Source organism: Streptomyces mutabilis, from assembly GCF_046628145.1.
Taxonomy (GTDB): domain Bacteria; phylum Actinomycetota; class Actinomycetes; order Streptomycetales; family Streptomycetaceae; genus Streptomyces; species Streptomyces mutabilis.
Genome location: NZ_CP176874.1, coordinates 6,835,291 through 6,858,405, shown reverse-complemented (window position 1 = coordinate 6,858,405; position 23,115 = coordinate 6,835,291). Strand labels below are relative to the sequence as shown.

The window sequence follows — 23,115 nt, the reverse complement described above, 5'->3', positions numbered from 1 at the left end:
ACGTGTGTTCGATATCGCGGCCGTGTCGTTGGATCCAGCGACGCTTCCGCAGCGACCGTCCTAGGGGGAACGATGACCTCGGCCTTTACGCAGGACCAGCCGCCACAACCGCCCGAGGGGGCCGCGCCGGACGAGGGACCTGAGGCTGCCGGTGTTCGAGAGGAGGAATACCTCTACCGCGACGAGTCGGGGCTTCAGGCCGGCTCCCTGCTGACCTGCCGCACCATGGCTCGGCGCCTGCCCGCGCTCGTGCGGCGCTCGGTGCAGATGACCTGGCGGAGGGGATACGGCTGACCCGAACGACCAGCCGGCCTCGACGCGTCCCGCTCCACGTCCCTCTGGAGGCAGCACCATGCCGTTGTCGCACGATCACATCCGCACCACCGTCGAGACCTACCTCGCTCGCCATCCTCACGAGCGCGCGCAGCTCGGCGGACTCCTGGCCGCCCTCGACCGTCCCACCGACATCGCCGGCCGCTCCACCTTCACCGGACACGTCACCTGCGGCGCGATCGTCGTCGACCCGCTCGGCCGTGTCCTGCACGTTCTGCACCTGGCGAGCGGGAAGGTCCTCGCTCCCGGCGGACACACCGAGCCCGTGGACGAGTCCCTGGCAGCGACGGCGCTTCGGGAGTTGCACGAGGAAACCGGGATCCCGCCCCAGGCAGTGGCACCGTGGCCCGGCTACGAGACCGTGCCGTTCGACATCGACACCCACGACATCGACGCCCACCCGGGCAAAGGCGAACCCGGCCACCAGCACTTCGACCTCCGCTTCCTCTTCCGCCTGCACACCGCGGCCGAGGTGCCGATGGTGCCGCAGGAAGAAGAGGTCGGCGGCATCGAGTGGCGTCCCATGAACAGGGTGGCCTCCCCCTCCCTGCGCGACAAGCTGCTCAAACTCCCGACCGAGACCGAACCGGAGCCGGCCAATGCCTCCGCCCTGATCTACAACGACCGCGGCGAGTACCTGCTCCACCTGCGCGACTACTTCCCCGGTCGGATCTGGGAGCCGGGTATGTGGTCCCTGCTGGGCGGCGGCCGAGAGCCCCAGGACGCCACCCTCGAACACACCGTGCGGCGCGAGCTGGCCGAGGAAGCCGGCCTCGACCTCACCGAACTGGCCCCGTTCGACACCGAGTACGCCTGCGACGCCACCGGCGCGCGCGTGCCCATCGCCGTCTACGCCGGCCGTTGGAACGGCGACCCCCGTGACCTCCGTCTGACGGAAGGGGTGATGCTGGCCTGGTTCACCCCCGACGACCCCCACCGCCTGCGCATCGCGGACACCACCAGCGACCTCGTACGCCGCCACGCCGCCGGCCGCCTCACCGACACCGCGCGGAGCGGGCGCTCCTCGCACGAGAAGCGCCGCCCCCAAAACCCGGACGGCCATCGCGGAGATCCGGAACGGGGAGCTGTACAGCGAGACGGGCTGGCCCGCATGACCGGCACACCGAGCGGCGCACACCGCCGTGTGTCCACCGCAACCGCGGCCGGCCGTGAGGACACCCGCCTCGTGGTGATCCGCGGCAACTCGGCGTCAGGCAAATCAAGCGTGGCCCAGGGCCTGCGAGACCACTACGGCCGCGGAATCGCGATCGTGGGCCAGGATGTGATCCGCCGGAACGTCCTCAGGGAGCACGACACCGCACGCGGCGCCAACATCGCCCTGCTGGGCAGGATCGCGCGCGAAGCACTGAACGCAGGCTTTCACGTGGTCCTCGAAGGGATTCTGTACGCCGACCGCTACAGCCACATGATCACGTCTCTGGTGCGGGACCACCGCGGCGTCTCCTGCTGCTACTACCTGGACGTGCCGCTGGAGACGACGTTCGTCCGACACGCGTCGAAGTCGGATGCCGCGTACCTGGCGCTCGTCACCGACCGCCACCTCGTCTCCTGGTACCGCGAACTGGATCTGCTGCCCGGAGGGCTGGAGACCGTGGTCCCGGCCGACAGCACGTTGCCGGACACCGTCGCGCGCATCCTGCGCGACACCGATCTGACCTCTGCCTCCCCCGTTCCGCCCCCACGATGCAAGCCGTCACAGGGAGACTCGATGAACGATCCGGTGCTGATGTCCGATCCGCGGGTCGCCGCGATCCCGGTGCGCGAATGCGGGGAGCCGCTCGTCGACGTGCGTGACCACGGCATCCGCGTCGATCCCCGCAAGCAAGACCCGGTGGGCGCGTTCGCCCACGTACGCGAGGGCGTCCTCGCCCGGCTGGAGCGCGCCCGCTCGCTCCTGCCCGCCGGCACCGACCTGCTGTTCATCGAGGGCTACCGGCCCTTGGCCCGACAGGAGCAGTACTTCACCCAGTACCGGGACGAGCTTGCCGCCACTCACCCCGACTGGACAACCGAGCGGCTGCACCAGGCCGCCAGCCGGTACGTGTCGCCCCCGCAGATCGCGCCCCACACCGCCGGCGCGGCCGTGGACGTGACCCTCGTCGACCAGGACGGCAACGAACTCGACCTCGGCGCCCGCGTGAATGCCTCCCCCGAGGAGAGCGACGGTGCCTGTTTCACTCACGCCCCCAACCTCAGCGATCGCGCGCGCCACCACCGCACGCTGCTGCTCCACGCCATGGAGAGCGCGGGTTTCACGAACTACGGAACCGAGTTCTGGCACTTCTCGGCGGCGGACCGGTACGACGCGCTGATGCGGCAGGAGCCGCACGCGCGCTACGGACCGGTCGAACTGCCCTAGCTCGCCGGCAGCCTCGTCCGCCTTCTCGACACTCACGCCGCTCCGGAGACACCGGGGCGAAGCCACCGCGCGCCGGCCCGGCCGCGGTCCCAAGACCGCGGCGGACGGAACCATCGAACGGAGACACGATGCCCGAAGACACCCATCAGGCGATCCCAGCCCTCCCGAGCCCGGCGGCCGAAGCCGAACCACGGGAACACCACATGCACCTGCTCGGTCGGTACTACCGCCAGGTGGAAGCAGGCCGCAAGACGATCGAAGTGAGGGTGGCCACCCCCGGCAAGCTCGCCGTCGCCGCCGGTGACACGGTCGTCTTCCACGACCGGGACAGCGGGCGGGAACTCGACGTCATCGTGCGGCGGATCACCCGGTACCCCTCGTTCGAGGACCTGCTCGGCTCGGAGGACACCGCACGCATCGCCCCGGACGGACCACCCGGCGAGTTGCTCGCCGACCTCCGCGGCATCTACCCGCCGGCCGAGGAAGCGCTCGGCGCTCTCGCCCTCGCGTTCGACCACCGCCCAGCCCGGCCCGGCCGCCCGCTGCCGATGACGCCCACGCAGTACGCGCAGACCGTCCCCCATCATACGGTGTACGGCTGCCTCTACATCCGCGACGAGCACGACCGGCCGATCCAGCTCCGCTCGGTCTACGGCTCGCGCCTCTGGCAGTTCCCGGGCGGTGACCTGGACGTCCCGGGCGAGGACCCACTGCGGACCGCCCGGCGCGAGGCGGTCGAGGAGACCGGCCTCGAACTCGGCCTGGACGCACCGAAGCTGCTCCTGACCCACTTCCTGCACGCCGGGCCGCACCGGCCGCTGAACAAGGTGGGGTTCGTCTTCGACGGAGGCCGGCTGACCGCCGGCCAGCTCGACCGGATCCGACTGGACCCCGCCGAGCACGACATGTGGGCCGTTCACGACATCGCGACCTGGCAAGAGCTGATGGCGCCGCGCGCCTTCGCCCGCCTCGACGCCGTCGAACGAGCCCGGCGCGGCGAGGCCCCCGCGTACCTCATGACGCACATCTGACCCCCGGCACCCACCCAGGAGGCAACCGTGACCGCAGAGGACACCAACACCGCGCCTGGCAGATCAACGGCCGGCGCCAACTGGCCCGCGCCTGTACCCCACCCGTCCCCGACCGGCTCGGCTGGACGCCCTGGGAAGGGATCGGGCCGGGGGCAGAACTGCTCGGTGACATCACCGGCCGCCGCGTCCTGGACGTCGGATCCGGAGCCGGCCACCACGCCGTTCATCTCGCCCAGGCCCACGGAGCCCGCGTCACCGGTATCGAGCTGTCCCCGACCCAGTACGAACGCGCCGTCTGCGCCCACGCGGAGGTCGGCGGCGTGGAGTTCGTCCGAGCAGACGGATCGCCCGAACCGAGGACGTGGGACTCCTGGGCGAACTCACGCGTTTCGCATCCGGACCGGCGGCCGCGCCGGGCAACGGCCCGTTCTGACGGGCAGCACCGAGGTCCTCGCACCGCCGACTCGCGGCGGATCGCCGCAAGCCGGTCACCGAGAATGATCAAGGGCCGGTTTCGGATGGCTCCGAAACCGGCCCTGACCTGCGACTGTCTCCAGTCGGGACGACAGGATTTGAACCTGCGACCCCTTGACCCCCAGTCAAGTGCGCTACCAAGCTGCGCCACGTCCCGGTGTGCTCACGCGCGGTGAACCGCGCGATCACGCGGACAGCACTTTACCTCACACCCCGGGCCACGCCTAAGCGGGCACGGGCGAGGCACAATCGGCCCATGGACAGCCAGGCCGACAGCCCCATGGACAGCACGACGGCGGACCGCGCGGACTCCGGCCGGCCCGGGGACGCCCGGGACCGCGACGTCGAAGGACGGGCGCGCAACGCCAGGCCGCGCGACGGGCTCGGACGCCCGCTGCCGTACGGCACGGCCGGTGTCCCCCGCCAGCCCGAGGGTGTGGTGCGCGCCCCCGGGGAGACGGTCGCCGAGGCACAGCGGCTGCTCGACGAGGGGAAGCCGTTCCACGCGCACGAGGTCTTCGAGGACGCCTGGAAGTCGGGGCCCGAGCAGGAGCGGGAGCTGTGGCGGGGGATGGCCCAGCTGGCCGTGGGCCTCACGCACGCGGCCCGCGGCAACGTCACCGGCGGGGCCAGGCTGCTGCGGCGCGGGGCCGGGGCCGTGACGGACTGGGCGGCCTCGGGGAGCGGGCAGGAGCGGCCGTACGGGATGGACCTGGGCGGGATCGCCGAGTGGGCCCGCGCGCTGGCGGGTGAGGTGGAGGGCGGCGCATCCGTGGACGCGGGGGCGCGGGCGCCGCGGCTGCGGGGCTGAGGACGGCCCGGCCGCAGCGCTGAGGGCGGCCCGGCAAGGGCGTTGTCAGTGGCGTACGGCAGACTCGTGGCGTGCGGACAATTCATGTGATCGGTATCGGCGCGGGCGACCCCGACCAGCTGACCCTGCAGGCGGTCAGGGCGCTGCGGAGCACGGACGTGTTCTTCGTCCTGGACAAGGGCGAGGTGAAGGCCGACCTGGTGCGGCTGCGCCGGGAGATGCTGGAGACGCACATACCGGAGGGGACGTACCGGATCGTCGAGGCGCGGGACCCCGAGCGGGACCGGAGCGCGGGCGGCGCGGGGTACTCCCCCGCCGTCGGTGACTGGCGCAGCGCCCGCGCCGGCATCTACGAGCGGCTGATCGCCGAGGAGCTGGGCGAGGACGAGAGCGGAGCCTTCCTGGTCTGGGGCGACCCCGCGTTGTACGACAGCACGCTGGGCATCCTGGAGGAGATCCTGGAGCGGGGGACGGTGTCGTTCGAGTACGACGTCGTGCCGGGCGTCAGCAGCGTCTCCTCGCTCGTCGCCCGGCACCGGACGGGGCTGAACCGGGTGGCGCGGCCCGTGCAGATCACCACCGGGCGGCGGCTCGCGGAGGGCTTCCCGGAGGGCGTGGACGACGTCGTGGTGATGCTCGACGCCCACCAGACCTTCCGGCAGTACGCGGACCAGGACATCCACATCTACTGGGGCGCCTACATAGGCACCCCGGACGAGATCCTCGCCTCCGGACCGATCGCCGAGGCCGCGCCCCGCATCGAGCGGCTGCGCGCCGAGGCCCGGGAGCGCAAGGGCTGGATCATGGACACGTACCTGCTGCGGCGCAATCCCGGCGACGGCTGACCGGACCGGCGGTCGTACGCGCGGAGCGACGGCCGGCCGGGCCCGCCCGGGCCGTACCCGGGCGGACCGCCTCCGCATGCGTGGTCCGTGCACCGGTGTGATCGTGACCGTGTGACAGTCGCCGAGGAAGCGCCCCGGACCGCCGCCGCCCAGCCGCCCGTGCTGGACAAGCGCCGCCGCAACGTCGTCTTCGTCACGATCATGCTGGGGATGCTGCTCGCCGCCCTGGACCAGACCATCGTCGGCACCGCGCTGCCGACGATCGTGTCGGACCTGGGCGGCGGCGAGCACATGTCGTGGGTGGTGACCTCGTACCTGCTCGCGGAGACCGTGGCGACGGTGCTGGTCGGCAAGTTCGGCGACATGTTCGGCCGCAAGGTGGTCTTCCAGGTCTCGGCGGTCGTGTTCATCACGGGCTCGTTCCTGTGCGGCCTGGCCACCAGCATGCCGCTGCTGATCATCTGGCGGGCGATGCAGGGCATCGGCGCGGGCGGCCTGATGGTCACGTCGATGGCGCTGATCGCGGACGTCATCCCGCTGCGGGAGCGCGGCAAGTACCAGGGCGCCATCGGCGCGGTCTTCGGGGTGGCGACGGTCGTCGGGCCGCTGCTGGGCGGGCTGTTCACCGATCACCTGTCCTGGCGCTGGGCGTTCTACGTCAACGTGCCCATCGCGATCGTCGTCGTCATCGCCGCCGCCCGCACCATCCCGGTGGTGAAGTCGGCGGCCCGGCCCGTCATCGACTACCTGGGCATCGCCCTCGTGGCGGTGGGCGCCAGCGCGCTGATCCTGGCGACCAGCTGGGGCGGCAACGAGTACGCGTGGGGCTCGGCGGTCATCATCGGTCTGTTCGCGGGCGGGCTGATCGCGCTGGGGCTGTTCTGCTGGGTGGAGACCCGCGCGGCCGAACCGATGCTGCCGATGCGGCTGTTCTCCAATCCGGTGTTCACCGTCTGCTCGATCCTCAGTTTCATCGTCGGCTTCGCGATGCTCGGAGCGCTGACGTATCTGCCGACCTACCTTCAGTACGTCGACGGCGACTCGGCCACCGTCTCGGGTGTGCGGACGCTGCCGATGGTGGCCGGACTGCTGATCGCCTCGGTCTTCAGCGGCAGCGTGGTCAGCAGGACCGGGCGGTACCGGCTGTTCCCCATCGTGGGCACGCTGGTGATGGGCGTGGGCCTGTACCTGATGTCCCTCATGGACCCGTCCACGGGCGCCTGGCTGGAGTCGCTGTACATGTTCGTGCTGGGCACGGGCATCGGCCTGTCCATGCAGGTGCTGACCATCGCCGTGCAGAACACCGTCGACTACGCCGACCTCGGCACCGCGACCTCCGGCGTCACCTTCTTCCGCACCCTGGGCAGCTCCTTCGGCACCGCCGTCTTCGGCACGATCTACGCCAACGCCCTCGGCCCCAACCTGCGGGACGGCGTCTCCGCGGCCGCGGGCACGGGCACCGCCGATCCGGCCGTGATCGGGAGGGCGGCGACCAGTCCGGAGGGCGTGCACCGACTGCCGCCCGAGGCGTCGGCGCCAATCATCGGCGCGTACGCGGACACCATCCAGACCGTGTTCCTGTGGACGGTGCCGGTCGCGGCGCTCGGCCTGATCGTCGCCCTGTTCCTCAAGCAGGTCCAGCTGCGCGACAGCGCCCGCCTGGGCTCCACCGACATGGGCGAGGGTTTCGCCTCACCGCACGACGCCGACAACAGACGGGCGCTGGAGGCCTCCGTCGGCAAGATCATCGGCAGCACCGAGCTGGACACCACCCGGCGGATCATCGCGCAGAGCGACACCCGGCTCGATGTCGCCGGCGCGTGGGCCGTGATGCAGGTCGAACTGTTCACGCGGCTGGTCGGGCACGCCAGCCTCGGGCTGATCGCCGCCCGCCGCCGGGTACCGCCCGAGGTGCTGCTGCCGGTCTTCGACCGCATGGTGGAGGAGGGGTTCCTGACCCGTCACGGCTCCCTGCTCTCGCACACCGAGGCCGGCGCCCGCGAGGCCCTGGTCATCGGCCGGGCCTGGGCCGCCTGGCTGGAGGACCGGGTGGAGCAGGACATCGGCCGGCCCTCCGACGCGGAACTGCGGGCGGCGGTCGACGCCATCGCCAAGCGTCTGCTCGTCGAGGATCTGAGCAGCGGCCTGCCGGACCGCGTGCGGCAGCCGGTCACGGCGGGCTGAGACCCGGCGGGCACGCCTGTCCGCATGTCACGGCGCCGCCGGGCCCGGCGGGCGGCACATCCGTCAGGGCACGCCGAGACCTGACGCGCGGCGACGGGTCACGAAGCGCCGGCGCCAGGCCACTCCAGTCGGCCCAGTCGCTCCAGCACCGCCGGCACGTCGGACACCACGGGCACGCCTTCCGGCAGCGGGGGCCTGCGGACCACGACCACCGGCAGGGCCAGCTCCCGGGCCGCCGTGAGCTTGGCGGCGGTGGCCGCTCCCCCACTGTCCTTGGTCACCAGTACGTCGATGCGGTGCTCGCGCAGGAGAGCCGTCTCGTCGGCCACCGTGAACGGGCCTCGGGCCGACAGGACGCGGGTGTCCGGCGGGAGGGGTGGCTCGGGGGGCTCCACCGAGCGGACGAGGAAGTGGAGGCCGACCACGTGCGCGAAGGCGGCGAGACCCAGGCGGCCGGTGGTGAGGAAGACCCGGCGGCCGAGGTCCGGCAGCAGGTCGGCGGCCTCGGTGAGGGAGGCGACGGGGTGCCAGTGGTCGCCGGGGCCGGCCTGCCAGCCCGGGCGGCGCAGGAAGACGGCGGGGGTGCCGGTGGCCGCCGCGGCCTGTGCGGCGTTCGCCGTGATCCGCTCGGCGAAGGGATGGGTCGCGTCGACGAGGGCGTCCACCCGCCGCTCCCGCAGCCACGCGGCCAGCCCCTCCGGTCCGCCGAAACCCCCGGTCCGGACCTCCCCGGCGAGGGTGCCCGGGCGGGCCACTCGTCCGGCGAGGGAGGTGGTGACGCGGACGCCTGGCCGGGCCGCCAGGTCGGCGGCCAGCCGGCGGGCCTCGGTGGTGCCGCCGAGGATCAGCACGTGCGGGGACGGGCGGGACATGGGTCGAGACTACGGACCGTCGGGGCGGTCGGTGCAGTCGGGGCGATCGAGGCAGCCGGATCCGGTTCGGATCAGTCAGGCGGCCCACCGTCCGTCACGCCGCCAGGAGCTGGAGGCCACCCACGACCGTCGCCGCGATGACCAGGCGCTCGAACAACCGCTGGTTGATGCGGCTCACGGCCCATGTGCCGATGAACGCCCCGGGCACCACGAACACCAGGAGCGCGGCGTCGAGGAGCAGCGAGCGGCCGTCGATCAGACCGAGGCCGGCGCTGAAGGGCAGCTTGGACACGTTGACGATCAGGAAGAAGAAGGCCGACGTGCCGAGGAAGCCGAGCTTGCGGAAGCCCGCCGAGAGCAGATACATCGACATCACCGGGCCGCCCGCGTTGGCGACCATGGTGGTGAAACCGCCCAGGACGCCGTACGAGCGAGCCTTCACGCGTCCGGCCCGCGCGGCGCTCGCCTCCGCTCGCCCGTCCGTCTCGGACCGCGCGTCCGCGTCGGCCTGCCGTCGGCGCCACACCGTCACCCCGGCCATCAGCAGCAGGATCACGCCGATCGACGTCCGGACGATCGCGTCGTCGGCCCACACCAGGAAGAGGGTGCCCACGACCACGCCGGCCCCCACCGCCGGGAACAGCCGCCACAGTGTGGGCCAGTGCGCGTGGCGCCGGTAGGTGAGCACCGCCAGGATGTCACCGGCGATCAGCACCGGCAGCAGGATGCCGGTGGAGGCGCGGGCCGGCAGGACCGCCGCGAAGATCGCGAGACTGACCGTATTGGCGCCGCTCACGGCGGTCTTGGAGAAGCCGACGAGGAAGGCGGCGAAGGCGAGAGCGGCGAATTCCCAGCCCGTGAGGTGCCACAGCGTCATGGTGTCCATTGCGGGCACCGATGCTATGCGCACGCCTCCCCCGTCGTAAGCACCGTCTCGCCAGTCGGTCCTTAACGGTCGGCGTACCGCGCGCGGAGTTCCCGCTTCAGCACCTTCATGCTCGGTCCCAGCGGCAGGTCCCGCGCGAACTCCACGCGGCGCGGGTACTTGTACTTGCCGAGGTGCTGCTTGGACCACTCGACGACCTCGGCGGCGTCCGGCGCCGCGTCCGGGGCGGGGACGACGACGGCGCACACCTCCTCGCCGTGCAGCTCGTCCGGGAGGCCGATGACGGCGACCTGCGCGATGCCGGGGTGGCGCATCAGCACTTCCTCGACCTCGCGCGGATAGACGTTGTAGCCGCCGCGGATGACGACGTCCTTCTTCCGGTCGACGATCCGCAGGAACCCCTCCTCGTCCTTGGTGCCGAGGTCCCCGGTGCGGAACCAGCCGTCGACCAGCGCCTCGGCGGTGGCCTCGGGACGGCCGAGGTAGCCGGAGAAGACGTTGTGGCCGCGTACGACGACCTCGCCCAGCTCGCCGGGCGGCAGCAGCTCGACGCTGCCCTCGACCTCCGCGCGGGCGATCTCCACGTCCACGCCCCACAGCGGGTGTCCGATGGTGCCGGGCTTGGCGCCGAACACCGGTTGGTTCACGGCCGCCGCCGGGGAGGTCTCCGAGAGCCCGTACCCCTCGTAGATCTTGGCGCCGAACGCCTCCTCGAACCGTTCCAGCACGGCGACGGGCAGCGAGGCACCACCGGAGACGCACACCCGCAGGTCGGGCAGGGCGTCCGCGTCCCTCGCCGCGGCGGCGAGGGCGACGAACATGGTCGGCACCCCGTGGAAGGTGTTGACCTTCTCCTTCACCATCAGCTCGATCGCGCGTGCGGCGTCGAAGCGGGGCAGCAGGACGAGGGTGGCGCCCGCCCGCCAGGTGGAGTTCAGGGAGACGGTCTGGCCGAAGGCGTGGAACAGCGGCAGCGCGCCGAGGGCGATGTCGTCGGGCCGGATGTCGTTGGCGTCGAAGGCGTTGACGGTCGCGTTCATCACCAGGTTGAAGTGGCTGAGCACGGCGCCCTTGGGGACGCCCGTGGTGCCGCTGGTGTAGAAGACGACGGCCGGGTCGTCGGCGTCGCGGGTGACGTAGGAGGGCAGCGGCTCGGCGTCGGCGGCGAGTTTGCCCAGCTCGTCGCCGAGGGTGATCGTCCGTACGCCCGTCTCCCGCGCGGCGGCGGCTCCGGTCTCCGCCTGGGCCGGGTGGCACAGCAGCAGGGTCGCGCCGCTGTCGCGCAGCACGTGCTCGACCTCGGCCGGCGACAGCAGCAGGTGGACGGGCACGACCACGCCACCGGCGGCGGCGATCGCGTAGTACGCCTGCGGGAAGTCGGCGGTGTTCGGCGCCATCAGGGCGACCCGGTCCCCCGGCCGCACGCCCAGGCCGGTGAGGGCGCCGGCCTGGGCCCGGGCCCGCTGCCACACCTCGGCGAAGGTCAGCCGCAGGTCGCCCTCGACCAGCGCCTCCTTGTCGGGACGGCGCCGGGCGTTCTCGGCGAGGACGGCGGCGACGGAGAGGGTTGCCATGGGATGTTGCTCCGTTCCTGCTGCGGCTCTGCGAAGGGGGTGGTGGTGGCGTGCGTTCGGCTAGTGCCGCTCGACCAGCACCGCGCTGCCCTGTCCCACGCCGACGCACATCGTGGCGAGCCCGCGGGCCGCGCCCGTGCGGCGCATGCGGTGGAGCAGGGTGGTGAGGATGCGGGCGCCGGAGCAGCCGAGCGGGTGGCCCAGCGCGATGGCGCCGCCGGTGGGGTTGACCAGGTCGGGGTCGATGCCGAGCTGGTCGACGCAGGCGAGGGCCTGGGCGGCGAACGCCTCGTTGAACTCGGCCGCCGTGAGGTCGTCGACGCTCCAGCCGGCGCGGGCCAGGACCTTGCGGGTGGCGGGGACCGGGCCGATGCCCATGACGTCCGGGTGGACACCGGCCGACCCTCCAGCCACGTACCGGCCCAGGGATTCCAGGCCCAGTTCGTTGAGGGCCTCCTCGCTGACGAGGAGGAGGCCTGCGGCGCCGTCGTTCATCGGGGAGGCGTTGCCCGCGGTGACCGTGCCGCCGGGGCGGAAGACGGGCTTCAGGCGGCCCAGCTTCTCCAGAGAGGTGTCCTCACGGACGCACTCGTCGGTCTCGACGACCACGCCGTCGGGGCGCTCGACGGGGAGGAGTTCGTCGTCGAAGCGGCCGTCCTTCCGGGCCTCGGCGGCCAGGCGGTGGCTGCGCAGGGCGAACTCGTCCTGGCGCTCGCGCGTGACGCCGTAGCGCTCGGCGACCTCCTCGGCGGTCTCGCCCATGGCGAGCAGGCCGTGCAGTTCCCTCATCGCCGGGTTGACCAGGCGCCAGCCGAGCCGGGTGTCGGCGGTCTCGATGCGGTGCGGCAGGGCCTCGTCGGGGCGGGGCAGTACGAAGGGGGCGCGGCTCATCGACTCCGAGCCGCCCGCGAGCACGATGTCGGCCTCGCCCGCCGCGATGGTGCGGGCGGCGGCGGTGACCGCCTCGAGGCCGGAGGCGCACAGCCGGTTCACCGTGGCGCCGGGGACGGAGTCGGGCAGCCCGGCCAGCAGGGCCGCCATGCGGGCGACGTTGCGGTTGTCCTCGCCTGCCTGATTGGCGGCGCCCCAGTAGACGTCGTCGACGCGGGCGGGGTCGAGCGCGGGGACGTCGGCCACCAGGCCCCGGATCACGGCGGCGGCGAGGTCGTCGGGCCGCACGGTGGACAGGGCGCCGCGGAGCTTGCCGATCGGGGTGCGGCGGGCGGCCGCGAAGTGGACGGGGCGCACGGGGGGACTCCTGACCGTCGCTCGGCCGCCGGGTGGCGACCGACACGTTACGACACATTAATTAGCACTGCTAGTTTTGGACTATAGACCGCCGGACGCCTCCCTGGGAAGATCCCCGGGCGACCTTCACCGAGCAGCCGGAGGAGACATGACCGAGGCCCTCGAGCACGACGTGGCCGGAACGCGGGGACGGCTCACCGCCCGCGAGTGGCCCGCCGAGCGACCCGCCTACGTGGCACTGCTGGTGCACGGCTACGGCGAGCACATCGGCCGCTACGAGGAGGTGGCCGGCGTGCTGACGCGGCACGGGGCGGCGGTGTACGGCGTCGACCACGTCGGCCACGGGCGCTCGGACGGAGAGCGGGTGCTGATCGAGGACTTCGAGGACGTGGTCACCGACGTGCACACCGTGGCGGAACGGGCCCGGGCCGGCCACCCGGACCTGCCGGTGGTCATGGTCGGGCACTCGATGGGCGGCCTGATCGCCTCCCGCTACGCCCAGCGCCACCCCGGCGAGCTGACCGCCCTGGTGCTGTCCGGGCCGGTCATCGGCGACTGGGAGCTGCCGCGCACGCTGCTCGCCCTGGAGGAGATCCCCGACACCCCGATCAGCCCGTCCGCACTCTCCCGGGACCCGGCGGTCGGCGCGGCGTACGCGGCGGACCCGCTGGTGTGGCACGGCCCGATGAAGCGGCCGACGGCTCAGGCGTTCGTGCGGACCCTGGGCACCGTGGCCAAGGGCGGCGACGTGGGCCCGCTCCCCCTGCTGTGGGTGCACGGCGACGACGACCGGCTGGTGCCGCTGCCCGGCAGCCGCACCGGCGTCGAGGCGCTCAGCGGCGGCGACCTCACCGAGCGGATCTACCCGGGTGCCCGGCACGAGCTCTTCAACGAGACGAACCGGGAGGAGGTGTTCGCGGACGTCACGCGCTTCCTGGACGGTGTGCTCGCCCGCTGATCGTCCGGGGACTTCGGCCGAGCATGGCCGGGGCCCTTCGTCATGTCCTCCGGCGCGTCCCCGGCCGGGTCCGGCGGGGCACCCGCCGCGCCGCCCACCGGGGCGTTTGCCCCGGTGCCCCATGGGCACCCGCGCCCGCACGGAGAGGGAGAGACCGTGCCCTGCTCCGTACGACCGCGCGGTGCGTCGCAGGCACGAGCGAGACGATGCGCGCGTACCGCATGTACGACCGACCAAAAGAGGGGCACCTCATGGCCGACGCCCTCGAACTCGACGCGCTGTGGGAGGACTTCCACCGCGTGGTGAACATGACCTCCGCGGAGCTCGCGGACTGGCTCCGGGTGCGCGACTCCGGCGAGCTGACCGAACCGCTGCCCAACGACGCAGGTCCGCCGCTCGGTCAGCACGTCCTGGCGATCCTGCAGAAGCGGCGCACGGACCTGACCGAGGACGACCTGCGTGCGATGCGCAAGGTGGTGGACACCGTGACGTCGCAGGCCGACCTGGAGAACGAACCGCGGGCCGAGGACAGCCGGCTCAGGCACCGGCTCATGACGGTCGGGCACGACCCCCTGAAGCCGTAGCCGTGAGCCGGGACCAGGAGCGCGTCGTACGGGAACTCGTCGACGCGCACGGGCAGACATACGCCGAGGAGGCGGGCATCGGGCTGAAGGACACCCCGCAGCCGCTGTACCGGCTGCTGGTCCTCGCCCACCTGCTCAGCGCCCGTATCCGCGGCTCCGTCGCCGTGGCCACCGCCCGCACACTCCAGGAGGCGGGACTCAGCGACCCCCGGCGCATGGCCGGCGCGGACTGGCAGGAGCGGGTCGACGCGCTCGGCCGGGGCGGCTACCGGCGTTACGACGAGCGCACCGCCACGCAGCTCGGCGAGGCGGCGGAACTGCTCAGCGAGCGGTGGGGCGGGGATCTGCGCCGGCTGCGGAAGGAGGCGGACGACAAGGTTCCCGAGGTGCGGCGGCTGCTCCAGGAGTTCCCGGGGGTGGGGCCCACCGGCGCGGACATCTTCCTGCGCGAGGTTCAGCGCGTGTGGCCGCAGACCGCTCCGTACCTGGACCGCAAGGCCCTCCAGGGCGCGGAACGCCTCGGCCTGCCCAAGGACCCCGACCGGCTCCTGGAACTCGCGGGCCGGACGGAGCCCGCCGTCCTGGCGGCCGCGCTGGTGCGCGCATCGGTGGACGAGGAAGTCGCCCGGGACGCCCTCGCCCACGCCCGGTGACCGCTCCCTTCGACGGCGGGTCACCCGGACGGCCGCGTGCGCTGGTGACGGGCCCGGCACGGTGACGCGCTTGGCCGAGTGCCAGCGCTTGCTCGACCGCCTCTACAGCCAGGACCTGCTGGGCAAGCCGTCGGGGGCGTCGGCGCTCGCCGGCTTCGAACAGGGCGACTCCCGTCTGCTGGAGCAGGTCGCGGCCTACGACCGTGCGGCCCTGGACGACGCCCTGAAGTGGATGGACTCCCTGCCGGTCGACTGCGACCAGTTCACCGCGACGGATTCCGCGGGCGAGAAGCGCACCGTCCAGGTGACCGAGGCGTCGGTGCCCGACGTGGGTGACGCCCGCGAGGGGCTGCACGTGACCGTGCGGGGCACCGCCGCCGACAACCCGGCCACGCTCACCCTGGACATCGCCGCCGTACGCGTCGGCAGCTCCGCCGTCGCCGTCACGGGTGGTGGCCTGGACGGCCGTGAGATCACCTCGGTGCAACAGGGAGCGCGCCAGGGCACCGAGCGGCTGCGGACCGTCCTCGACGGCGGAACGCCGTCCCCGCAGCCCACCAACCTGGACTGAAACACCCGCACAGGCTCTCGGCGTCTGCGGCGAATCCCGGACAGCGTGATCACCGGACGGCACAATGATGTGCGGCGGACGGCGCACGCGAAGGAGCCGAGACGTGAGCGAGAGCGGCCCCGTTCCCGGCGGACGTCCGGGTGAGGTCGAGCGGACCCCCGCGCCGAGCGGGGAGCGGTCCGGGCGGGACCCGCACGGCGTCGTGCCGCCGTGCGCGACGGGCGCGCTCGGCCCGCCGGCGGCGGCCCCTCGCCGCGTGCCGGTGCGGCGGACGGTCCGGGCCGTGGCCCGGCCGCTCGGACTGCGGATCCGCACCGCGGGCCCGGCCGGTGCCGCTCGGCCTGCCTGCCGGCGGCTGCCGGGCGGTCCGCGGGACGAGGCGCCGGACGACGGCTGAGCGCCGTGGCGCCCATCACAGTCCCGGAGCGCCGCCCGGGAGGCAGGAACGGCTGAAAGTATGATCAAGCGATGTCTGACATGACCGAGACCACGCCGGGCTGGCTGACGACCGACGAACTGGAGATGACGCGCGCCCGCATGCCGATCCTGTACGTCGAGGCCGTGCCCGTGCGCGTCGACGACAGCGGCGAAGTCACCAGCGTGGGCCTGCTCCTGCGCATCGGGCCCGACGGGACGGTCAGCCGGACGCTGGTCTCCGGGCGGGTGCTGCACCACGAGCGGGTCCGGGACGCGCTGCTGCGTCACCTGGAGAAGGACCTCGGCCCGGTGGCGCTGCCCCGGGTACCGGCCTCGCTCCAGCCGTTCACGGTGGCCGAGTACTTCCCCACGCACGGCGTCACGCCGTACCACGATCCGCGGCAGCACGCCGTCTCCCTGGCCTACGTGGTGCCGGTGACCGGCGACTGCCGGCCCCGGCAGGACGCGCTGGACCTGGTCTGGTTCGACCCGCGTGAGGCCCTGTCCGAGGCGGTGCAGAGCGAGATGCCGGGCGGACACGGGGTGCTGCTCAAGCAGGCGCTGGCGCACGTGGGCTGCGTGATCTGACCCCCCCGGTGAGCGGCAGGGGTCCCGTGGAGTTACTCCCCTTGCCGTTCGCCGTCGCTCAACTGCGGGTCCAGGTCGTCCCGGAGCAGGCCCCGGGAGCCCGTCTGGCCGGTGCGGTAGGCCGAGCGGGCCACCAGGTGGGAGGCGACCGGGCTGGTGAGGAACTGGAAGAAGACGATGAGCGCGAGGGTGCCCAGATCGATGCCCTGGCGCAGCCGCACCGCCACCCCGACGAGGACGAGGAGCATCCCGAGGGTCTGCGGTTTGGTGGCGGCGTGGCTGCGGGAGAGCACGTCGGGGAAACGGAGCATCCCGATCACACCGAGCAGGCACTGCAGGCAGCCGAGGAGCAGGAGGACCGCCCCCACCAGGTCGGCCGCCTCGGCCCAGGCGCTCACCGGTGGTCCTGCGTGCCGTCCGCCCGCACGGAGGGCCGGTCGCGTACGGCGATGAACCGGGCGATGCCCACCGAGCCCGTGAAGCCGAGGAAGGCGAGCACCAGCAGCACGGGGAAGTAGAAGGAGTCGCCGTCGTGGGCGGCCTTGACGGCGATGCCGGCGATGATGAGCGCCGCCGCCACGTCCAGGGCGACCGCGCGGTCCAGCATCGAGGGCCCGTACCAGATGCGGTACAGCAGCAGGGCGCCGGCGACGAGGATCATCGCCAGCGACGCGACCAGCATGGCCTCTTCGACGTCGTGCAGGGTGGTCACGGTGAGGGGTTCCCTTCCGGTACGGGTCGGGTGACGTGGGCGATGTCCTCGGCGGTGCCGAAGGCGCGGGCGACGAGTTCCTCCATGCGCCACACCGACCGCTGGGCGCTCTCGATCTCGCCGGGGTCGTCGGCGTCGAGGACGTGCAGGAACACGGTCGCCGTCGACCGGCGCACCTCGATCACCGAGCCGCCGGGGACGTTGGAGACGGCGACGGCGGTGGCCGTGAGCATGAGGTCGCTGCGCACCCGCAGCGGGACGGCGACGACCGCGGCGTGGTAGGGGCCCTCGGCGAAGATCTGCCGGGTGACCTCGACGCTGGAGGAGAACATGTCGTACAGCAGGTAGGCCGCCAGCCGCAGGATGCCCAGCGGGCGCAGTCGCAGGCCGAGGTCGACGGCGGGCAGCGGGAAGGCGAGGCACAGGCACACGGCGACGATGACGCCGTTGACGAGGTTGGCCCAGGACAGGGTGCCCCACAGCAGGATCCAGATGACCGTGAGCCAGGCGATGAGCGGCAGGTCGAGAACGCGTCTGCCGCCGCCGATACGGAACGACCAGCTGTAGGGGGAACGGTCGCGGTAGAGGTTGCTCATCGGCCGAGCACCGCCTCGATGTAGGGGGTACGGGCGAGGAGTTCGGCGGCGGCCGCGTCGGTGAAGGTGGTGAGGGGGCCGCCGAGCACGGTGTAGAGCAGACCGAGGGCGACGGCGGCGCCGGTCGCCACCAGCATCGGCCAGGGCAGCCGCTTGGTGGTCGTGATGGACTGTCCCAGGAAGCCGGCGGAGACCACGGCGCCCGCCGGTACCGGCAGGCCGCCCCCGGAGCCGGTCGCCCCGCCGTCCTCGTCGCCGCCGTCCACGTCGTCGCCGGACTCGTCGCCCGGCTCGTCGCCGGCGGACTCCAGCACCACGCCCTCGCCCTCGGTCCCCGGCGGCGCGTCGCGCCAGAACGCGAGGTTCCAGACCTTCGCCATCACGTAGAGGGTGAGCAGGCTGGTGGCGGCGGACCCGGCGACCAGCGCCCAGGCCCAGCCGCCGCCGTTGTCGACGCCCGCCCGCATCAGGCCGAGCTTGCCGATGAACCCGGACAGCGGCGGGATGCCCGCCAGGTTCATGGCGGGCACGAAGAACAGCACGGAGAGCAGCGGCGCGGTCTTCGCCAGGCCGCCGAGACGGGTGAGTTCCGTGGTGCCGTCGCGCCGTTCGATGAGCCCTGCGACGAGGAAGAGCGTGGTCTGCACGGTGATGTGGTGGGCCACGTACACGATCGCCCCGCCGATCGAACCGCGCCCGGCGAGCGCGATCCCGAAGACCATGTAGCCGATGTGGCTGATGAGGGTGAAGGACAGCACCCGCTTCAGGTCGGTCTGGGCGACCGCGCCGAGGATGCCGACGACCATGGAGGCGAGCGCGGCGAGCATCAGCACGTCGCCGAGGCGGTGGCCGGGGAAGAGCAGGGTCTGGGTGCGCAGCATCGAGTACACGCCGACCTTGGTCAGCAGGCCGGCGAAGACCGCGGTGACCGGTGCGGGCGCGGTCGGGTAGGAGTCGGGCAGCCAGGCCGCGAGCGGGAACACCGCCGCCTTGATCGCGAAGACCGTCAGCAGCATGGCCTCAAGCAGGGTGCGCACCCCGAGCGGGACTTCCTGCAGCCGCACCGCGAGCTGGGCGAAGTTGACGGTCCCCGCGACCGAGTACGTCATGGCGATGGCGACGAGGAAGAGCACCGAGGAGAACAGCGAGATGATCACGTACGTCGATCCGGCCCGGATACGGGTCGCGGTGCCGCCGATGGTGAGCAGGACGAAGCTCGCGACGAGCATGATCTCGAAGCCGACGTAGAGGTTGACGAGGTCTCCGGCCAGGAAGGTGCAGGAGACGCCGGCCACGAGGATGAGGTAGGCGGGGTGGAAGACGCCGACCGGCGTCTGGTCGTCGCGGTCGGCCATGCCCTGGCCGAGCGAGTACAGGTTGACGAGCAGGGTGACGGCGCTGGACACGGTGAGCATCAGGCCCGCGAGCCGGTCGGCGACGAGGGTGATGCCGATCGGCGGCGCGAAGTCGCCGAGGTGCACGGTGAGCGGGCCGTGGCGGTCGGCGGCCACCATGAGGAGCACGGACAGCACGAGGACCGCGCCGAGCACGGCGAGGGTGATGAAGCGCTGGAACCGCTGGAGCCTTGGGCCGATGGCGAGCTTCAAACCCGTGACGCACAGGGGCAGCAGGACGGGGAGGGGGACGAGCGCGTTCACCTGGTTCCTTCCGTGCCGGCGCCCTCGGGGTCGTCGGGCTGGTCGGGCGACGGGTGGCAGGAGTCCTCGCCGGGGCGGGAGTCGGGTTCGCTGCCGGACTCCTCGGGGTCGTTGGAGGGCCCCGCGACGCGGGCCGGCGCCGGTCCCGGGCGGCCCGCCGCGTCGGTCGAGCCCAGTTCCAGTCCCTCGCGGTAGTCCTCCGGGTCGGCGCCGAGGATGTCGTTCCAGAGGTTGCCGGAGACGTCGTTGGCGCGGGCCTGGTAGGCGCGTTCCTCGCGGACCCGTCGGCGCAGCCGTCTGCGGGCGGCGCGGTAGCGGGCGCTCAGTTCGGGGTCGGTGCCGTGCTCGGCGCGCGCCTCGCGGTAGCGGTCCCGCAGTTCGCCGCGCCGGTCGAGGAACTCGGCGCGCAGGGCGACCAGCCGGTCCTCGGTGTCGTCGCTGATCTCGTCGGACCCGGTGACCTGGTGGCTGCGGTAGGCCATGGCGAGCAGGAACGCGGTGGTGGCGAGGGTGATGACGATCGCGGTGAGGGCGATGGCCTGGGGCAGCGGGTCGGTGACGCGGTTGCGGATGACCTTCGCATAGAGCAGCGGCGCGTCGCCCGCGCTGCCCGTCGAGGCGAGGACCAGCAGGTTGACGCCGTTGCCGAGGACGACCGCGCCGAGCAGGATCCGCGTCAGGGACCGGGTCAGCAGCAGGCTGGCACCGACGGCGCTGAGGACGGCGGCGGCCACCAGGAGGGCGAGGCTCACGGTCATGCGGGACCCGCCTCACCGCGTCGGCCGCGCCGGTCGGCGGCCCGTTCGATCTGCCGGTCGATGCGCGCGCCGAGGGCCCGCAGGATGTCGAGGACCACGCCGAGCACGAGGAGGTAGACGCCGCAGTCGAAGAGGACGGCGGTGGACATGTGGGCGTCGCCCCACACGGGCAGGTGGCCGTGCCAGGTCCAGCCGTGCAGCACGGTGCCCTCGGCGAGGCCCCCCAGCGCGACCCCCGTGGACAGGAACAGGCCGAGCCCGGTGAACACGCCCGACTTGAAGGGCACGGCGTCGGCGAGTTCGTGCCGTCCGCCCGCGAGGTAGCGGGCGATGAAGGCGACGCCGGCGGTCAGGCCGGCGACGAAGCCGCCGCCCGGCAGGTTCTCCGCGCACATCAGCAGGTAGACGGAGAGGACGAGGATGGGGTGGAAGATGAGGCTCGCGACCACTTCCAGGACGACGGACCGGCGTTCCGGGGCGAGCGTGGAACTGGCCGCGAGCCAGGTCCGCTCCGGCGCGCCCTCGTCGCCGCTGGGCAGGCCCGCGAGTTCGTACGGGGTCGCCCGCCAGGCGGTGCGCAGGCCGGCGTGCGGGTGGTCCCCGGGCAGCGGCAGCACCGGCTGCTCGGCGGTGTCGGTACGGCGGTGCAGGTAGATGAGGCTGGTGACGCCGATCGCGGCGGCGGCGAGCACCGCGGACTCCCCCATCGTGTCCCAGGCCCGCAGGTCGACGAGGATCGTCGCGACGACGTCCTTCAGACCGTGGTGGGCGGTCTCCTCGACCATCGCCGCCCCGGCGCTGTCGGCCCGGCGGTGCCCCGCCATGATCCAGACGACGAAGGCGACGGCGGCGCCGCCGGCGAGCGCCACCGGCATCCGCAGCGCGCGCCGCCGCCGGCTGTAGTTCTCCTCGAAGTGCACCGGCATCCGGCGCAGCACGAGTACGAAGACGATCATCGAAACGGTCTCCACGCAGAACTGGGTCAGCGCGAGGTCGGGCGCGCCCTGCGCCACGAAGAGCAGCGCGGTGCCGTACCCGGTGAGACCGGCGAGCACGACGGCCTTCATCCGGCGCCGCACGCCCAGGCACAGCAGGGCGGCCGCGCAGGTCAGCAGCGCGACACCGGCCTGGGCCGGGTGGTCCCACAGCCGGGGGGCGGGTACCGAGGTCCACGGTTCGTCCTCGATCAGGACGGCGACCTGCCCGGCGAGGACCACGCTCATGGTCGTCACCAGGTACACCGAAAGCGAGCCGCGCTGCACGAAACCGGTGCATTGCAGGGCGGTGCGTTCCAGTGCGAGCAGCAGTTGTCCGAAGTTCCGGTCGGCGGAGCGCCAGGCGAGGAGCCGGCCGGCCCGCTGGACGGGGCTCGCGGCGAGGAAGAGCAGCACTCCGCCCGCCCAGGCCGCGCAGGACAGGCCGAGGGCGAGGCCCGCCCCGTGCCACAGCGCCAGGTGGTAGGGGTGCGCGGGTACGGGGAACTGCGCGGCGTAGGTGCCGAGGAGCCCTTGGAGCCAGGGCGTGCCGGGGCCGAGGACGAGGCAGGCCAGGGCGAGCACGGCGGGCGGCGCGAGGAACGCCGGCGGGACGGCGTGGGCCTCCGTGTCGGGGGTGCCGGGCTTGCGGGCGAAGGCGCCCCACAGGTAGCGCAGGGTGTAGGCGGTGGTCAGGGCCGAGCCGACCACGGTCATGGCGAGCGCCCAGCGGTCGGCGGTGCTCCCGTCCAGGAGGGACTGGAAGGCGGCTTCCTTGGCGGTGAAGCCGAGCAGGGGTGGCACCGCGGCCATGGACAGTCCGGCGACCGCGGCCACGGCGCACACGGCGGGCATTCGGCGCCCGAGCCCGGAGAGTCGGCGCAGGTCGCGGGTGCCGGTGGCGTGGTCGATGATCCCGGTGACCAGGAAGAGCGGGGCCTTGAACAGGGCGTGGCCGAGGATCATGGCGGTGGCGGCGAGGCCGGTGTCGTGGCGGCCCGCGCCGGCGAGGACGGTGAGGAAGCCGAGCTGGCTGACGGTGCCGTACGCGAGGACGAGTTTCAGGTCGTTGAGGCGCAGCGCCCGCCAGCCGCCCATCAGCATCGTCGCGGAGCCCAGGACGAGCAGCAGCGGCCGCCAGGGGGTGACCTCCGCGAAGGCGGGGGCGAGCCGGGCGACGAGGTAGACGCCGGCCTTGACCATGGCGGCGGCGTGGAGGTAGGCGCTGACCGGGGTGGGGGCGGCCATGGCGTTGGGCAGCCACAGGCTGAACGGCCAGATCGCGGACTTGGAGAGGGCGCCGACGAGGATCAGCACGACCGCCGTGGACAGCGCCGTGGACGCGGTCGGGGGGTCGGCGAGGATCGCCGAGATCCGGTAGGTGCCGGCCTCGTGCCCCAGGATCAGGAAGCCGACGAGCATGGTCAGTCCGCCGAGGGTGGTGACCGTCAGGGCCTGCAGGGCGCTGCGCCGGTTCCGTTTGTGGTCGCTGGTCTGGCCGATCAGGAGGTAGGAGAAGACGGTCGTCAGTTCCCAGAAGATGTAGAGCAGGATGAGGTCGTCGGCGAGGACCAGCCCGAGCATCGCCCCGGCGAAGGCGAGGAGGTTCCCGGCGAACCTGCCCAGTTGCCGCGACCGGTCGTCGAAGTACGAGGCGCAGTAGACCAGGACGAGGGTGCCCACTCCCGCGGCGAGCAGCACCATGAGTTCGGCCAGGGCGTCCAGCCGCAGCGCCCAGTCCACGCGGTAGGCCGGCATCCAGGCCCACTCGACGGTGTCGGTGCCGCCCGCCGCCGTCGTGCTCCACCGGGTGGCCGCCCAGACGGCGGCCGCCGCGGGCGGCAGGGCCAGCACGAGGAACGCACGGGTTCCGCACCGCCTCACCAGCGGCGCGGCAAACAGCGCGAGCGCGAAGTGGCAGAGGATGAGCGCGGACACCCGACAGTGATATATCGGGCATCTCGCCTGAGCGCCCAGGCACGCCGCAGGGAGAACAATCGAGGGGCGG

Annotated in this window: 20 protein-coding genes, 1 tRNA gene and 3 pseudogenes; 13 read left to right on the top strand and 11 right to left on the bottom strand. The window is 72.7% G+C overall.

Annotated features, from left to right (window positions below; translation table 11 throughout):
- Positions 1-72 precede the first annotated feature (72 nt).
- From ACLIN4_RS30680 to ACLIN4_RS30665, 4 genes and pseudogenes are all read left to right on the top strand, one after another.
- A pseudogene (locus ACLIN4_RS30680) lies at positions 73-276 on the top strand (ABC transporter); the annotation flags it as partial.
- 76 nt (positions 277-352) lie between these two features.
- Positions 353-2,713 (top strand): NUDIX domain-containing protein, encoded by a 2,361-nt coding sequence (locus ACLIN4_RS30675; protein WP_411576452.1) that lies wholly within the window; start codon positions 353-355, stop codon positions 2,711-2,713.
- A gap of 203 nt (positions 2,714-2,916) precedes the next feature.
- Positions 2,917-3,744, top strand: coding sequence for an NUDIX domain-containing protein (locus tag ACLIN4_RS30670; protein WP_290014351.1), 828 nt, complete (start codon positions 2,917-2,919; stop codon positions 3,742-3,744).
- Positions 3,645-4,076 (top strand): annotated as a pseudogene (locus ACLIN4_RS30665) (SAM-dependent methyltransferase); the annotation flags it as partial. The gene ACLIN4_RS30670 and the pseudogene ACLIN4_RS30665, both read left to right, overlap by 100 nt.
- Positions 4,077-4,301: 225 nt before the next feature.
- On the opposite strand, the gene ACLIN4_RS30660 reads toward ACLIN4_RS30665, so the two are convergent.
- Positions 4,302-4,375, bottom strand: a tRNA-Pro gene (locus ACLIN4_RS30660).
- Positions 4,376-4,474: 99 nt separating this feature from the next.
- Here ACLIN4_RS30660 and ACLIN4_RS30655 point away from each other — a divergent pair.
- From ACLIN4_RS30655 to ACLIN4_RS30645, 3 genes are all read left to right on the top strand, one after another.
- The gene (locus ACLIN4_RS30655) at positions 4,475-5,029 is read left to right on the top strand and encodes a DUF309 domain-containing protein (protein ID WP_107479133.1); all 555 of its coding nucleotides are present in this window, start codon (positions 4,475-4,477) and stop codon (positions 5,027-5,029) included.
- A 71-nt stretch (positions 5,030-5,100) separates the two neighbouring features.
- The gene (cobF, locus tag ACLIN4_RS30650; protein WP_107479134.1) at positions 5,101-5,874 is read left to right on the top strand and encodes a precorrin-6A synthase (deacetylating); all 774 of its coding nucleotides are present in this window, start codon (positions 5,101-5,103) and stop codon (positions 5,872-5,874) included.
- Between the two features lie 111 nt (positions 5,875-5,985).
- Positions 5,986-8,058, top strand: a complete 2,073-nt coding sequence (locus ACLIN4_RS30645) for an MDR family MFS transporter (protein WP_289912026.1) — start codon at positions 5,986-5,988, stop codon at positions 8,056-8,058.
- 98 nt (positions 8,059-8,156) lie between these two features.
- Here ACLIN4_RS30645 and ACLIN4_RS30640 read toward each other — a convergent pair whose 3' ends face one another.
- The 4 genes from ACLIN4_RS30640 to ACLIN4_RS30625 form a co-directional block, all read right to left on the bottom strand.
- A complete protein-coding gene (locus ACLIN4_RS30640) occupies positions 8,157-8,930 on the bottom strand; it encodes a cobalt-precorrin-6A reductase (protein ID WP_290014350.1) in 774 nt (257 codons plus the stop codon).
- A 94-nt stretch (positions 8,931-9,024) separates the two neighbouring features.
- Entirely contained in the window at positions 9,025-9,816 is a 792-nt protein-coding gene (locus tag ACLIN4_RS30635) for a sulfite exporter TauE/SafE family protein (RefSeq protein ID WP_289912031.1), read from the bottom strand.
- Between the two features lie 62 nt (positions 9,817-9,878).
- Entirely contained in the window at positions 9,879-11,390 is a 1,512-nt protein-coding gene (locus ACLIN4_RS30630; protein ID WP_107479137.1) for a long-chain-fatty-acid--CoA ligase, read from the bottom strand.
- A 60-nt stretch (positions 11,391-11,450) separates the two neighbouring features.
- Complete coding sequence (locus ACLIN4_RS30625) at positions 11,451-12,638, bottom strand: thiolase family protein (RefSeq protein ID WP_290014349.1); 1,188 nt, start codon at positions 12,636-12,638, stop codon at positions 11,451-11,453.
- A 148-nt stretch (positions 12,639-12,786) separates the two neighbouring features.
- On the opposite strand from ACLIN4_RS30625, the gene ACLIN4_RS30620 reads away from it, so the two are divergent.
- From ACLIN4_RS30620 to ACLIN4_RS30595, 6 genes and pseudogenes are all read left to right on the top strand, one after another.
- Positions 12,787-13,596, top strand: a complete 810-nt coding sequence (locus tag ACLIN4_RS30620; RefSeq protein ID WP_411576451.1) for an alpha/beta hydrolase — start codon at positions 12,787-12,789, stop codon at positions 13,594-13,596.
- Positions 13,597-13,847: 251 nt separating this feature from the next.
- Positions 13,848-14,180 (top strand): DUF3140 domain-containing protein, encoded by a 333-nt coding sequence (locus ACLIN4_RS30615; protein ID WP_100045735.1) that lies wholly within the window; start codon positions 13,848-13,850, stop codon positions 14,178-14,180.
- 2 nt (positions 14,181-14,182) lie between these two features.
- On the top strand, positions 14,183-14,833 hold the full coding sequence (locus ACLIN4_RS30610; protein ID WP_107479139.1) for an endonuclease: 651 nt from the start codon (positions 14,183-14,185) through the stop codon (positions 14,831-14,833).
- Positions 14,834-14,906: 73 nt separating this feature from the next.
- Positions 14,907-15,404 (top strand): annotated as a pseudogene (locus ACLIN4_RS30605) (hypothetical protein); the annotation flags it as partial.
- 103 nt (positions 15,405-15,507) lie between these two features.
- Complete coding sequence (locus ACLIN4_RS30600; RefSeq protein ID WP_289912109.1) at positions 15,508-15,801, top strand: hypothetical protein; 294 nt, start codon at positions 15,508-15,510, stop codon at positions 15,799-15,801.
- 80 nt (positions 15,802-15,881) lie between these two features.
- Positions 15,882-16,409, top strand: a complete 528-nt coding sequence (locus ACLIN4_RS30595) for an NUDIX hydrolase family protein (protein WP_179342632.1) — start codon at positions 15,882-15,884, stop codon at positions 16,407-16,409.
- 32 nt (positions 16,410-16,441) lie between these two features.
- On the opposite strand, the gene mnhG is transcribed toward ACLIN4_RS30595, so the two are convergent.
- From mnhG to ACLIN4_RS30565, 6 genes are read right to left on the bottom strand one after another with little or no spacing between them, the layout of a single operon-like run.
- Positions 16,442-16,807 carry a monovalent cation/H(+) antiporter subunit G gene (gene mnhG, locus ACLIN4_RS30590; RefSeq protein WP_107479299.1) on the bottom strand — a complete coding sequence of 122 codons (366 nt, stop codon included), beginning with the start codon at positions 16,805-16,807 and terminating at the stop codon, positions 16,442-16,444.
- A complete protein-coding gene (locus ACLIN4_RS30585) occupies positions 16,804-17,121 on the bottom strand; it encodes a monovalent cation/H+ antiporter complex subunit F (RefSeq protein WP_107479300.1) in 318 nt (105 codons plus the stop codon). The genes mnhG and ACLIN4_RS30585 overlap by 4 nt, the downstream gene beginning before the upstream one ends.
- Positions 17,118-17,717, bottom strand: a complete 600-nt coding sequence (locus ACLIN4_RS30580; RefSeq protein WP_107479301.1) for a Na+/H+ antiporter subunit E — start codon at positions 17,715-17,717, stop codon at positions 17,118-17,120. The genes ACLIN4_RS30585 and ACLIN4_RS30580 overlap by 4 nt, the downstream gene beginning before the upstream one ends.
- Positions 17,714-19,375, bottom strand: a complete 1,662-nt coding sequence (locus ACLIN4_RS30575; RefSeq protein ID WP_289912045.1) for a Na+/H+ antiporter subunit D — start codon at positions 19,373-19,375, stop codon at positions 17,714-17,716. Before ACLIN4_RS30575 ends, ACLIN4_RS30580 begins: the two co-directional genes overlap by 4 nt.
- Entirely contained in the window at positions 19,372-20,133 is a 762-nt protein-coding gene (locus tag ACLIN4_RS30570; protein ID WP_100045727.1) for a Na(+)/H(+) antiporter subunit C, read from the bottom strand. The genes ACLIN4_RS30575 and ACLIN4_RS30570 overlap by 4 nt, the downstream gene beginning before the upstream one ends.
- A complete protein-coding gene (locus ACLIN4_RS30565) occupies positions 20,130-23,045 on the bottom strand; it encodes a Na+/H+ antiporter subunit A (RefSeq protein ID WP_411576450.1) in 2,916 nt (971 codons plus the stop codon). Before ACLIN4_RS30565 ends, ACLIN4_RS30570 begins: the two co-directional genes overlap by 4 nt.
- Positions 23,046-23,115: the final 70 nt, after the last annotated feature.